The 12,947-nt window shown below is 61.3% G+C and carries 15 protein-coding genes; 13 read left to right on the top strand and 2 right to left on the bottom strand.

What is annotated here, in order from left to right; genetic code table 11:
- Positions 1-30 precede the first annotated feature (30 nt).
- The 7 genes from ihfB (at position 31) to S7S_RS10755 (ending at position 3,952) form a co-directional block, all read left to right on the top strand.
- Entirely contained in the window at positions 31-399 is a 369-nt protein-coding gene (gene ihfB / locus S7S_RS10785) for an integration host factor subunit beta (RefSeq protein ID WP_082027799.1), read from the top strand.
- A gap of 14 nt (positions 400-413) precedes the next feature.
- On the top strand, positions 414-653 hold the full coding sequence (locus tag S7S_RS10780) for a hypothetical protein (RefSeq protein WP_008735078.1): 240 nt from the start codon (positions 414-416) through the stop codon (positions 651-653).
- A 2-nt stretch (positions 654-655) separates the two neighbouring features.
- The gene (lapB, locus tag S7S_RS10775) at positions 656-1,810 is read left to right on the top strand and encodes a lipopolysaccharide assembly protein LapB (RefSeq protein ID WP_008735080.1); all 1,155 of its coding nucleotides are present in this window, start codon (positions 656-658) and stop codon (positions 1,808-1,810) included.
- A 48-nt stretch (positions 1,811-1,858) separates the two neighbouring features.
- Positions 1,859-2,554, top strand: coding sequence for an orotidine-5'-phosphate decarboxylase (gene pyrF, locus S7S_RS10770; RefSeq protein ID WP_008735082.1), 696 nt, complete (start codon positions 1,859-1,861; stop codon positions 2,552-2,554).
- Between the two features lie 96 nt (positions 2,555-2,650).
- Positions 2,651-2,947 (top strand): ComEA family DNA-binding protein, encoded by a 297-nt coding sequence (locus tag S7S_RS10765; RefSeq protein ID WP_008735084.1) that lies wholly within the window; start codon positions 2,651-2,653, stop codon positions 2,945-2,947.
- A 194-nt stretch (positions 2,948-3,141) separates the two neighbouring features.
- A complete protein-coding gene (locus S7S_RS10760) occupies positions 3,142-3,471 on the top strand; it encodes a type II toxin-antitoxin system TacA family antitoxin (protein ID WP_008735085.1) in 330 nt (109 codons plus the stop codon).
- A gap of 1 nt (position 3,472) precedes the next feature.
- Positions 3,473-3,952, top strand: a complete 480-nt coding sequence (locus tag S7S_RS10755; protein ID WP_008735086.1) for a GNAT family N-acetyltransferase — start codon at positions 3,473-3,475, stop codon at positions 3,950-3,952.
- A gap of 51 nt (positions 3,953-4,003) precedes the next feature.
- Here the strand turns inward: S7S_RS10755 and S7S_RS10750 are convergent, their stop codons facing one another.
- Complete coding sequence (locus S7S_RS10750; RefSeq protein WP_008735091.1) at positions 4,004-5,338, bottom strand: type II toxin-antitoxin system HipA family toxin; 1,335 nt, start codon at positions 5,336-5,338, stop codon at positions 4,004-4,006.
- Between the two features lie 101 nt (positions 5,339-5,439).
- The gene (locus S7S_RS10745) at positions 5,440-5,781 is read right to left on the bottom strand and encodes a helix-turn-helix domain-containing protein (RefSeq protein WP_008735092.1); all 342 of its coding nucleotides are present in this window, start codon (positions 5,779-5,781) and stop codon (positions 5,440-5,442) included.
- Positions 5,782-6,521: 740 nt separating this feature from the next.
- Between S7S_RS10745 and S7S_RS10740 the strand changes: the two genes are divergently transcribed.
- The 6 genes from S7S_RS10740 to S7S_RS10715 all read left to right on the top strand — a co-directional run bounded on the left by S7S_RS10740 (position 6,522) and on the right by S7S_RS10715 (position 12,939).
- Positions 6,522-8,015 carry a capsule assembly Wzi family protein gene (locus S7S_RS10740; RefSeq protein ID WP_035203867.1) on the top strand — a complete coding sequence of 498 codons (1,494 nt, stop codon included), beginning with the start codon at positions 6,522-6,524 and terminating at the stop codon, positions 8,013-8,015.
- A 22-nt stretch (positions 8,016-8,037) separates the two neighbouring features.
- Complete coding sequence (locus tag S7S_RS10735; RefSeq protein WP_052269242.1) at positions 8,038-9,198, top strand: polysaccharide export protein; 1,161 nt, start codon at positions 8,038-8,040, stop codon at positions 9,196-9,198.
- A complete protein-coding gene (locus tag S7S_RS10730; protein ID WP_008735095.1) occupies positions 9,198-9,626 on the top strand; it encodes a low molecular weight protein-tyrosine-phosphatase in 429 nt (142 codons plus the stop codon). Before S7S_RS10735 ends, S7S_RS10730 begins: the two co-directional genes overlap by 1 nt.
- A 13-nt stretch (positions 9,627-9,639) precedes the next feature.
- Positions 9,640-11,841 (top strand): polysaccharide biosynthesis tyrosine autokinase, encoded by a 2,202-nt coding sequence (locus S7S_RS10725; RefSeq protein ID WP_052269241.1) that lies wholly within the window; start codon positions 9,640-9,642, stop codon positions 11,839-11,841.
- A 143-nt stretch (positions 11,842-11,984) separates the two neighbouring features.
- Complete coding sequence (gene rfaH / locus S7S_RS10720) at positions 11,985-12,515, top strand: transcription/translation regulatory transformer protein RfaH (protein ID WP_008735097.1); 531 nt, start codon at positions 11,985-11,987, stop codon at positions 12,513-12,515.
- A 73-nt stretch (positions 12,516-12,588) separates the two neighbouring features.
- Complete coding sequence (locus S7S_RS10715) at positions 12,589-12,939, top strand: MarR family EPS-associated transcriptional regulator (RefSeq protein ID WP_008735098.1); 351 nt, start codon at positions 12,589-12,591, stop codon at positions 12,937-12,939.
- Positions 12,940-12,947: the final 8 nt, after the last annotated feature.

Below are 12,947 nucleotides of genomic sequence, written 5' to 3'. Positions count from 1 at the left end.
CAGGACGCCCAGGGGATCATGGTTATGGCATTGACCAAGTCTGAACTTATCGAACGTATTTCCGCCCGGCAAAAACAGCTTTCGCCGAAAGACGTGGAGCTGGCGGTAAAATCCCTGATCGAAGAAATGGCTGACAATCTCGCCAACGGTGGCCGTATCGAAATCCGTGGCTTTGGCAGCTTTTCCCTGCATTTCCGCGCGCCGCGTGTCGGCCGCAACCCCAAGACCGGTGCCTCGGTCGAACTGCAAGGCAAATATGTGCCGCATTTCAAGCCCGGCAAGGAACTGCGTGATCGCGTCAATCAGGCGATGCAGGAAAACCCGGGACAGGCTGCCGGCGAAGGCGACCTGAGCGAGGCTGAAAACATGCCCCGGTCGGCCTCTGCGGCCGGTCACTGAGCAGGCCCGCCGTCGTGCGCTGGCTGCTGAACTTCCTCATTGTCCTGCTGGCCCTGGTGCTGTTCCTGGTGTGCCTGCTGTTTCTGCTGGGTAACCCGCAGCCTGTCGCGCTGGAGCTGCTGGTCACCGCCTGGCAGCCGGAGGCTGCGCTCGGCCAGTGGCTGCTGTTGTTCCTGCTCGTGGGCGTCATCGCCGGGCTGGCCGCCGGGTTGCTGCTGGGCGGCGTATTGCGGCTGCCGCGTCGCCGGAGCTGAGCATGCAGACTTCGCTGTGGCTGCTGGCATTGCTGTTCGCGGCCATCGCGATCGGTTTTCTGCTCGGGCGCCTTGACCGCTTTCCGCGCCGCCGCAAGTCCCGTGCGCTGCCGCGCAGCGTCGACTTCCTGCTCGGCGAACCCTCCGACCGCACCCTGCGTGCCATGGTCGAGAATCTGGATACCCACCCCGACACCCTGGACACCCATCTCGCGCTTGGCAGGTTGTTCCGCAAGCGCGGTGAACTGGACCGCGCCACGCTGATTCACCAGGGCATGCTCGACAATAGCCGCCTGCCGGAAAAAGTGCGCGAAGACGTGGAACTGGAGCTGGCACGGGATTTCCTGTCTGCGGGCCTGTTTGATCGTGCCGAGCAGGTGTTGCAGCACATGGTCGATCACGACGGCAGGCATGCGGCTGTGGCCATGCGCCATCTGATGTCGATCTTCGAGCAGGAGCGCGATTGGCACAGCGCGCTGGCCATCGGCGAACGCCTGCTGCGCCGCAATCGCGACGTGGCCCCGGTGCTGGCGCAATACTGTTGCGAACTGGCTGAGCGGTTAACGGCCCAGCAGGAACTCAATGCAGCCCGGCGTCTGCTGCGCCGGGCGCTGGCGTTTGATGGCCAGTGCGTGCGCGCCAGCCTGTTGCAGGGGCGGCTGGAAATCCAGGCCGGCTATTGGGACAACGCGCTGCGCGCGTTGCGTCGTGTACGGCGGCAGAATCCGCTGTTTCTGGATCAGGTGCTGGACGATCTGGAGCGCTGCTATCGCGCGTTGGGGCGCGAGGAAGACATGTTGTCCTTCCTGCTGGATGCCTGTCTGGAAACGCCCTCCAATGCGCTGGTGGTGCGTCTGGCCGGTATCCTGCGCGAACGGGCAGGGGAGCGCGAAGCCTCGTTGTTCCTGGCCCAGTACATGAAGAAATTCCCGTCGGTACAGGGCCTCAACGAAATCATCGAGATGAACCGCGATACCACCCAGGGAAATGCCCGCGAATACCTGGACACCCTGCGCACGCTGACCCAGCGGCTGCTGGCCGAGCGTCCGGTCTACCACTGCGTGCAATGTGGCTTCCGGCCCCACGCGCTGCACTGGCAATGCCCGGGCTGCAAAGGCTGGGCAACCATTGCCCCGGTATCCGGCGCGATGGTCTAATGCACCGCCCCGTGATGCAACGCGTTCCCGAGCAAGGATAACCCCGCCATGCCAGCCTCATCCCCCATCATCGTCGCCCTCGACTACCCTGAAGCCGCCGCCGCCCTTGCCATGGCGCAGCAACTTGATCCGGCTCAGGTGCGTGTCAAAGTGGGCAAGGAGCTGTTTACCCGCAGTGGTCCGGCGGTGGTGGATGCGCTGCAGGCGCTGGGTTTTGACGTGTTTCTGGACCTGAAATTCCACGATATCCCCAATACGGTGGCCGGTGCCCTGCGCAGTGCTGCGGCGTTGGGAGTGTGGATGGTCAACGTCCATGCCAGCGGTGGCCGGCGCATGCTGGAAGCCTCCGTGAACGCCTTGTCGTCGGCGCGCCAGCGGCCATTGCTGACGGCAGTCACCGTACTGACCAGCATGGGTGAAGCGGATCTGCGTGACATCGGCATCGACGTATCGCCGCGCGAACAAGTGCTGCGGCTGGCACAGCTGACGCGCGAGAGCGGTGTGGATGGCGTGGTCTGCTCCGCGCAGGAAGCGAGCATGCTGCGCGATGCCTGTGGCCCGGATTTCTGCCTGGTGACCCCGGGCATCCGGCCGGCTGGCAGTGATGCCGGCGACCAGACCCGCGTGGTGACCCCGGCGGACGCCAGAACGCTGGGTGTGGACTACATGGTGATCGGCCGTCCGATCACGCAGGCACAAAATCCTACAAACACAGTAGCCGAAATCATACACAGCCTCGCGTAAACCGGCTAAAGCAAATGAGGGCGCAGGCTTACAAGCCTGGCGCCCCTGCTTCGGTAGGGTAGGCACTCCTAAACCAAACGCAAAGGAGTGTGACCCATGAAACGCTATCTCAATATCATCCTGTCCCTGCTGCTGGCCGGCGGCCTTGCCCTGACCTCCGGTGCAGCACTTGCCGAACCGGCGCTTACCGCTACCTCCACGGTCAACATCAACCAGGCCGGTGCCGACGAAATTGCCGAAGTCCTGTCCGGTGTCGGCATGGCCCGGGCCGAGGCCATCGTGGCGGATCGTGAACAGCATGGTGCTTATCAATCTGCGGACGAGCTGGTGCGCGTCAAAGGCATTGGGCCAAGTACGGTTGAGCAGAATCGCGGGCGGATCAAAGTGGAGTGAGTCAGCACGGGCTGGCCTGGCATACCAGGTCAGCCCGATTGGAAAGGGTCGGTTGTATGAGTGGGTCTTGGGTGTCAAATACGCATCCAGGTGACATATTGACACCAATGTGTGATTTTTACACAATTTGGGGGTTTATTAAGGCTGTGTCGCATCCAGCCCATCCATCAGCTTTGATCCGCGAGGTAACACAGATGTTGCGCAGAAGTGCGACTGATCAGCCGAAAGGCAGGATTACCGCCAGGGTGCCGGTGAGCGTTCAGGAAACTATCCAGCGCGCCGCTGAATTGACAGGAGTTCCTCTGAACGCCTACATCGTTCAGGTCGTCCACCAGCACGCCCAGGATGTCCTTGATCGTTATGAAATGAAGAACATCACATTGTCTGAGCAGGATTCGGAGTGGTTTCTAGAGCAACTGGCCAGGCCGCGTGCACCGAATGCCCGCCTGAGGCAGGCCCTGATGTCGTACAGAGAGGCCCTGGATGATAATAACGATTCGCCAACTGTCCCGATTGAGCGCTGAGATGTTGGCAAGTCGAGCGGTCTTTGATTGTGGCCAGCCGGCGTTGAATCAGTATCTTGTGCAAACGGCTTTGCAGCATGAAAAGAGAAATGTGACGCGCACCTTTTGCCTGTTACAAGGTGATGGAATAGCTGGTTTCTATTCGCTGACGAATGCCATTGTCAATGTTGGGGAGCTCACGGCTGACCTGATCAGGCACTATCGCCTTCCAACCCACGTCCTGCCTGTTGTCCGGCTGGCCAGGTTGGGTATCGATGTGCGGCATCAGCGCCAGGGATTGGGGCGGCTGCTGTTAGTGGATGCATTACGCAAAGTGATTGCCGTGGCGGAGTCATCAGGCTGTGTGGGGCTGCTTGTCGATGCACAGGATGAAAACGCGAGGTTGTTTTATACAGCCTTCGGTTTTCGGGCAGCACCCGAGAATCCCTTGCTGCTGTTTATGCCATTGCCTGACATCCAGGAGTTGTTCCGGGAGGTGTGAGCAGGTCCTGTCAGGTCACGGTGCATAGGGTAGAACGCGCAACGACATTGATCACCACTGCCGCTGCGCCTGCGCCGCCGCAATGGCCTGTGTGGTGGCCTCATCCACACCGGCCTCTGCTGCGAAAGCCGGCCACTGCCGGATCGCGGTGGCAACGCCGTCGACAATGTCCAGCGCCCGCTTGTCCATGATCGCGAAACGTCGTGCCACGGCGAGCAGGTCGTCACGGCTGAAGTGATCCCGCTTCCCCTGGATGCTCATCTGGTGCTGCTGGGTCCAGGCGCCGTCCGGGTTGTAGGCGAAGGTCACATCGAAGGCCGGGGAGAGCGACCATTCACCGCGCCGGTTCATCAGGAAGGCAATGTTTTTGGTGTGGTCATCCTGGTTGCGTGCCAGCACATTGAACACCATGCGGCGAAATTGCTCTTCCAGTGCCAGCTTGCTCAGCCCCAGGCGTTGCATTACCTGCAGGGCCTGCTCGTAGGACCAGGCGCCGGCCATATTGAAATCGTAATGGGCGATCGCACACAGCGATTGCATGTGCAGCTTCTGTCCGTCATCGGTGCGATCAAAGCGGCGGCACATGAAGTGACTGCGGCCATTTTCGCGCAGCAGCCGGCATTCCGGCATATCGATGCCGGCGGCGGTGGCCATCAGGTAGTAGGCGTATTCGATCAGGCCGAAGCCTGCCGGATCGAACCGCTCCTTGTCCCGATTATGCGTGACGCCATCGAACTTCAGCAGCCAGTGACTGAAACCGGGCGGGGCCTGTAATTGCCCGGAGCGGATCTCCTGCGTGGTTTCGTTCCATGCCACCAGTGCCTTGGCGCGGGCACCGCCAGCAGAAACACCGACCTGGATGATGTCGCGCATGGCTTTCTCATTGCGCTGTTCGTCTTCAGAAAGCCAGGTGCTGAAGCCGTCACGCTGCGCGAGAATGGCATCGGACAGTGCCGCCAGGGCACCGATATCCAGTGGCAGCGCATTACCGGTGCCCCGACCGGCTGCCGGTTCGAATTCCAGCGCGCCCATGCCGCGACGGCCGATATAACAGAGCCGTTCCACCGGGCTGAAGTCCTCGCGCGAGCGACCCTGTTCCGCCAGCCAGGCATCAATTACCGCGTTGCCGAATTTGTCCGGTAGCGAATCGGCCAGCAGGCCGGGCAGGCCGCGAAAGGTGTCGCGTGCCAGCTGCGGGAAAGCATGGATGCTGTTGTCCAGTGGCATGGTCAGCGGTGCCACCTGGATGCCGCTACGCCGAAACGCCGGCGCATACTCAAAAAAGCCGAGTTGCCGCTCAGTGTCCCAGCGCACCGCGCCAATCTGCGCACCCCACAGCACCACGCTCGCCACCAGTGTGCCGCCTTGTGTCGTTCCTTTTTTCATCAGGCTGGTTCCCTTGTGCGTAGGCCGGGGGCTGCGAGCTACGAGCTAAAAAAGCGGATGGGCTGGCAGCTCGCAGCCAGCCGCTCGAAGGCGAGCCGCCCTCATTCCGGCCATTCCCAATCGCCCGTGTCACTGCTGTCTTCACGCACACCGCTGGCGCGTTGCCGTCGGCGACCCTGCAGGCGTGCCAGGTCCACAGGGCTGATTTCTGCCGGCGGCAGCAGGGCATCCAGTTGATCCAGCTGGCCGAGTGCACGCAGTACCCGGATGAGATTGACGGTGTCCACGGGGTGGCCATTCTCCAGCCGGGACAATGTCTTGCGGGAAATGCCGGCCTCCAGGGCCAACTCATCCTGCTTGAGATTGCGATTGAGGCGCAGGCGGGCAACGCGCTGGCCCAGCTCCGCGAGGATGACATCATCGCTTGTGCCCAGATAATCCATAGTGTCACCTTTTGGTAACGTAATCCGGAATAGCGCTATTGAAGGGTTGCTTTGTGACGCATTAAGCCTGTTTCAGAAGATGTATAGTGGGTCTGTCATGTGAAGTCAAACTAAATAAGGTTACCTATATGTCCCGTAAATTGATTTTATTGTCTTAGCGAGATCTTTATGGGGCGTTACTGTGATGGTATGGTGTACAGCGCAGCAAGCTGCTGGCCGACGGAAGGAAAATCGTAAAGAAGTGATAGCACTATTGACCATGCCTCGGCCATGGGGCAACCTCAGCGCGCCGTTCAACGCTACAGGGAGCAGTATTTCAGGGATGTCAGGGCGTTTGCACGATTCTGCGTTGACTGGGTTTGTCCTTCCTTCGCACAGCATGAGCCACGCTGGCCAATACGGCTGCGGTGAGAATGTGCGGCATACCCGCTTCCTCTGTCCTGTCCCGCTGCCGGGTGACATCCTGTGTCGGCCTGCTGAGATGCCACGTCCCGACGTGCATCGTTACGCTGTAGCCAGTACGAACGCTTGCACAAATACGCTTGTCTGTGACCCGGCATGGCGACAAGGTAATGCTCTGTCCGGGATGGGGTGGTGCGCAGCCGATGTAGTCGGCGGCGTGATTGAAAACAGCGGGTAAATACGAACAGGGCCAGGGTGAGCGCCGCGCGCCGCATCCGGCCAATACCAGCTTGAAGTGGAACGTCTTCATGCTTCTGGGAGTGAGAAAGGCATCATCCGTGTCGGCCCGTCACCTACTGGCCGGCTGGCTCGCCAGCGCCTTGTTGCTGGGAGCCGCGTCACCCGCCACCGCGCGGCCATGGGTTGAGCCAGGGGACATGCGTGCGCGCCACAGCCTGCAATGGCTGGTGGACCAGGGCTGTCTGCAGGCGCCCATGAGCACCTGGCCGGTCATGTGGGCGGATATCAGCCCGGGGCTGGACAACGACGCCGCCCCGGCGCTCTGTCGCGAAAGCCTGGCCTGGCAGTACCTCCGTTTTGAGCGTGACTATCATGCGGGCGAGCGCCTGCAGATGGGCCTGTCCGCAGGCGGCGCGGGGCAGGAGGTGGTGTTCCGCGATTTCGCTGGCGGACCGCGTGAGAAGGGCGAGGTCAACGCCCGCCTGGAGTGGATGAGTGGCGGGCTGGCCATCGGCCTTTCCGGCACTTACGTTCATAACCCCCGCGACGGTGACGAAGCGCGCTACGATGGCTCTTACCTCGCCGGCACACTGGGTAACTGGGTGCTGGGCGCAGGCGCCATCGAGCGCTGGTGGGGGCCGGGTTGGCACAGCAGCACTATTCTCTCCAGTAACGCGCGCCCGGTTCCGGGCGTGTGGATCAACCGTAAGCAATCGACACCGTTTTCATGGCGCCCGGCCCGCTGGCTCGGGCCGTGGCATGCGGTGGCGTTTGTCGGGCAGCTTGAGGATGAGCGTGTGGTGCCGAATGCCAAGCTGCTTGGCGCGCGTGTCACCTTCAGGCCATGGCGCTATCTGGAAGTCGGCCTGAACCGTACCGCTCAGTGGGGTGGGGATGGTCGGCCGCAAAGCTGGTCCTCTTTCTGGGATGCTGTGACAGGTAGAGATAATGGACAGCAAGGGCCTGGCAATGACCCGAGCAACCAGTTGGGTGGCGCCGACCTGCGCCTGGGCTTTCCGGTAGGGAGCGCGGCACTGGGCATTTACGTGCAGGCAACCGGGGAAGACGAAGCTGGTGGCCTGCCGTCAAAGTTCATGAATCAGGCCGGTATGGATCTGGCCACACGCTGGCTCAATGCCGAGCAGCGCTTTTATCTGGAATACACCGACACCACGGCCGGCAGTTGGTCGAGCGAACAGCGTCCGAACGTGGCCTATGAGCATTCCACCTACCAGAGTGGCTACCGCTTCAACGGGCGCAACATCGCCTCCACATGGGAGGGGGATTCCCGGGTGCTGACACTTGGTGCAACCCATTTCTTCCGCCGCGGCAGTGATGTTTCTGTGACATTGAGCCGGGCCGAGCTGAATCGCGATGGTACACTCCCCGGTCGTCCCGCCTCAGCTGGCACGCCCGTTCTGGAGGCGGTGGACGCTCAGGATGTCGCCATACTCGCCGCATCGTACCGCCTCCCTGTGCTGGGTGGGCGCGTCACGTTGTCGGGGTACTACACTGATAAGGAAATCGAGACCGTAGCGAGGCAATGGTCCCGCACTACGGTGATGGCTGCCTGGGAGTATCGTTTTGACTGAATCACTGACAACAGGGCAAACCATGACGGGGATACGTACATTGGTTCCGCATCGTGTCAGCCTGCTGCTGGGAGCGGGCTTGCTGGCAATGATGGCGGGGTGCACTGCGATGCCGGGCTCGCATATTTCCCGCCCCGACAGTAACCCCTGGTTTGGTGGCGACCGGGAAGAAAGCGACACCAGCCTGCCGGATATCGTGCGGGTGCACCGGATCCTGCCAAATCGCGGCGCGCAGCCCGCACCGGAAACACAACCGGTATTGCCGCCGGAACTGGATATTAACCAGGCCAACTATGACTACGTGGTAGGGGCGGGCGATGTCCTGAATATCACGGTCTGGGACCATCCGGAACTGACCATTCCGGCCGGTTCCATGCGTAGCCCCTCCGAGGCCGGTAACTGGGTGCACAACGACGGCACCATCTTCTATCCCTATGTGGGTTCCATTGAAGTTGCCGGGCTGCGGGTGACAGAAATCCGGTCGCTGATTACAGAGCGCATTTCCCGCTATATCGAGAACCCGCAAGTAGATGTGTCGGTGGCGTCCTTTCGTTCGCAGCGGGTGTATGTCTCGGGGAGCGTGCATCAGCCAGGCGCCTACCCGGTGACGAATGTGCCAATGCGGCTGCTGGACGCAGTCAATGCCGCCGGTGGGCTGGATGAAACGGCCGACTGGCGCAGCGTGATTCTGACGCGTGATGGCAAGGAATATACATTGTCGCTGCGTGCCGTGTATGAGCGTGGCGACGCGCGTTACAACGTGCTCCTGAAAGCGGGCGATGTAGTGCATGTTGGCCGTGGAGACGACAACAAGATATTTGTGTTGGGTGAGGTGGCCACCCCCAGCTCGCTGATGATGGGCCGCAATGGCATGACACTGGCCGAGGCCCTGGCCGAAAGCGGCGGCCTGAACGAATTGCAGGCCGATGCGTCCGGCGTGTTTGTCATGCGGCGCACTGTGGAGGGGGAAGACAGGTATATCGACCTGTATCAACTCAATGCCAAGGATGCGACCGCGCTGGTGCTGGCAGATGAATTCACCTTGTCGCCACGCGATATCATCTATGTGACCGCAGCGCCGATCTCTCGATGGAATCGCGTGATCACGCAGATTCTGCCCACCGTGCAGACGATCTACTTCGGCGCACTGGCCCAGGACCGTCTCAGGGATATCGACCGCTGATGTTTGATTCCATCCTCGTGGTGTGCGATGGCAACATCTGCCGCAGTCCGACGGCGGCGGCAATGCTGATGCGTGATACGCAGAAGAAAGTCAGCTCTGCCGGGCTGGTCGCGCTGGTGGACCATGATATGGACGCGCTTGCCCGCGAAGTGGCACTGAGCCATGGGCTGGAGTGCCCCGCCCACAGCGCCCGCAAACTGACACGCGAAATGTGCCGCGATGCGGACCTGATCCTGGTGATGGAAGCGCGCCAGCGTGATCGCGTTGCCAACCTGGCGCCGGAAGCCAGTGGCAAAACGCTGCTCTTGGGCAAATGGCTGGGGGAACAGTCCATTCCCGACCCTTACAAGCGCCATCGTGAAGTGTACGAACAGGCCTACCAGATGATTGCCCAGGCCGTGGCCGCCTGGGCCCAACGACTTGCTTGATCGGAGTGGTCGAATGACCGAACAGGATACAAAACGGGGAATGGCAGGCCGGATGGCGGCGGGTGCCAATGATGAAATCGATCTGACACGCCTGTGGGCCCTGCTGGTGGATCACCGCTGGCAGATCGGGCTGATTACCGCCATGGCCTTCATCGTGGGCGTGATCTACACCTTTGTGGCCACCCCCATCTATCGCGCCGATGCATTGTTGCAGATCGAGGCGCGGCAGTCGGGCCTGCCCGTGCTGGGAGACCTCTCGGAAATGCTCGGCAGCGAAAGCTCCGCGCAGACAGAAATCGAGATCATCCGTTCGCGCATGGTGATCGGCAATGCCGCAGATGAGCTGCGCGCCGATATCCAGGTGCAGCCGGCATCCCTGCCCGTCATCGGCCGGTTTTTCGGGCCGGAAGAAAAGGACAATCGCATCCTGTTCGCCGGCTGGGCCGATACCGAAAAACAATTGTGGATTGATCAGCTTGCGGTGCCGGAATGGCTGCTGGGCAGCACCTTTATTCTGGAAGCCGGCGAGGGCGGCAGCTTCACACTGACCCTCGACGGCGAGCCGGTACTGGAAGGCGAGCCGGGCAAAGAAGCCCGCTCTGCAGACCAGCGCATCGCCATCCGCGTGGCCGAACTGAATGCAGAGCCCGGCACGCGTTTTGAGGTGGTGAAACAGTCTCGCCGGCGGGTGATGCAACAGTTGCTGGCCAATCTCAGCGTAGCGGAGAAAGGGCGTAACACCGGTATCCTCACGGTCAGCATGACCGGCGCAAACCCGGAAAAAGTCAGCAAGATCCTCGACGCCGTGGCCAGGAATTACTTGCTCCAGAACGTCCAGCGCCGTTCCGCCGAAGCCGAGAAAAGCCTGGAATTCCTCGATGAACAGGTGCCCGAGATCCGCGACGAGCTGAACGCCGCCGAAGAAAAACTGAACGCCTATCGCCTGGAAAGCGAATCCGTCGACCTGTCCCTGGAAACCAAGGCCGTGCTTGACCAGCTCGTACAGCTGGAAGCCAAGCTGAACGAACTGAAATTCCGCGAAAGCGAAGTCAATCGTCTTTATACCCGCGAGCACCCGGCCTACCGCACCCTGATGGAGCAGCGGCGCAGTTTTGAAGAAGAGCGCGAGCGCCTGAACAGCCAGGTCAAGAACTTGCCGGAAACCCAGCAGCAGATCCTGCGGCTGATGCGCGACGTGGAGCTGAACCAGGAAATCTACGTGCAACTGCTCAATCGCGTGCAGGAGTTGCGCATCATGAAGGCGGGCACCATCGGCAACGTGCGTATTATCGATAACGCGCAGGTGCAGCCGGAGCCGATCAAACCACAAAAGGCGCTGGTCGTGGTGCTGGCCACGCTGCTTGGTCTCATGGGGGCGGTCGGGCAGGTATTTGTGCGCGCCGCATTCAATCGCGGTATCGAGAGCCCGGACCAGCTGGAACAGGAAGGCATCCCGGTCTACGCCACACTGCCGCTGTCCGAAGACCAGATTCGCAATGAACGGCTGATCTCGCGGATCAGCCGTCGCCGTGGCACGCCCAACAAGACACACCAGTTGCTGGCCCAGACCAACCCCGGCGACCTGACCATTGAAGCGCTGCGCAGCCTGCGTACCAGCCTCCACTTTGCGATGCTCGAAGCCTCCAACAATGTGCTGATGATCTCTGGCCCCAGCCCGGAAGTGGGCAAATCGTTCGTGTCGGCCAACTTCGCCATGGTGCTGGCGCAGGTTGGCCAGCGGGTGGTGCTGGTGGACGGCGACCTGCGCAAGGGCCACCTGCATCGCTACTTCCCGTCTGACCACGCCGTCGGGCTGTCGACCTATCTGGCGGGGCGTAATTCACGGGAAGAAGTGACGCTGCACACCGATATCCCTGGCCTGGACTTTATCGGCCGGGGTGAAATCCCCCCCAACCCGGCGGAGCTGCTCATGCACCCCCGGTTCCAGGGGCTGATGGAAGAGCTCAGCCGCGACTATGATCTGGTGCTGATCGACACCCCGCCGATCCTGGCGGTGACTGACGCTGCGATTATCGGCAATCTGGCCGGTACCAGCCTGGTGGTGACCCGTTACGGCCGCAATTCCATCAAGGAAGTGGAGCAGACGCTGGGCCGTTTCGAGCAGAATGGGGTGCATGTAAAAGGCTGCATCCTCAACGCAGTGGAACGCAAGGCCAGCAATGCCTACAGTTACTACGCCTACGAGTACAAATAGATAGAGGCGGGATGTCGAGGCGGATGGCCAGGATGAAGACTGATGTCCGCCCGCCGTGGCGGGCACGACACTGAATGCACAGCGGTGGAGATGGAGCCCCGCTGCCGTGGCCAGCGGCCATGGTGAAGACGAAGGAGTGACCCATGCACAGCGCACGCCCTCAGGCCAGAAATGGCACCGGACCATCACGCTGGTACCTGATCCAGAGCAAGCCTCGTCAGGGCGACCGGGCAGAAGAGAACCTCAGCAATCAGGGGTTCCAGTGCTTTTTCCCCCAGGTGGATGTGCAGGCCGTGGTTGGCCAGCGGCAGGTGACACGCCGTGAGCCGCTGTTTCCCGGCTACCTGTTCATCCAGCTCAGCGAGGTGGCCGACAACTGGCTGCCGATCCGCTCGACCCGGGGAGTTCAGCGCCTGGTCACCTTCGCCGACAAGCCATTGCCGGTGGCCGACACCATCATTAACGCCATTCGCGACAGGCTGGCGGTGCCGGATGGCCCACGCATGCTGTTCCAGCCTGGCGACAAGGTCCGTATTACCGAAGGCGCCTTTGCCAACGTCGAGGCCATCTTTGAACGATTCAATGGCGAGGAGCGAGTGGTGCTGCTGATGAACCTGCTGCACAAGACCCAGCAGGTCTGCTTCCCGCTGCGCAGCGTCACCCGCATCGACTGATATCGAGCCGAAACAACACCATAAAGTACCTGCGGTTGCGGGTATGCCATCACCTTGCCATACTTTGTGTTCAATGATTGAACGTATAGATCCCCGCATAGTCGAAGAGGCGCATTACCGGCTGCTGGCGTTGTTGCAGAACGAGCCAGGGCTGTCGCAGCGCGAGATGGCCGAACGGCTGGGCGTCAGCCTGGGCAAGGTCAACTACTGCATGCGCGCGCTGATCGAAAAGGGCTGGCTGAAGGCAGAGAACTTTCGCCGCAGCAGCAACAAGCGGGCGTATCTGTACAAGCTGACGCCCAGCGGCCTGAGGGAAAAGGCCGCACTGACACTGCGCTTCCTGCGTCGCAAGGAAGAGGAACACGACGCCCTGGTGCAGGAGATCGCCCGGTTGAAAGAAGAGTTGGGGGCGTCTCAGGACTGACACAGGTG

The sequence above is a fragment of the Isoalcanivorax pacificus W11-5 genome (genome assembly GCF_000299335.2).
Classification (GTDB): Bacteria; Pseudomonadota; Gammaproteobacteria; order Pseudomonadales; family Alcanivoracaceae; genus Isoalcanivorax; species Isoalcanivorax pacificus.
Note: the sequence above shows the minus strand (reverse complement) of the source record. Positions and strands in the feature narration are given on the sequence as shown.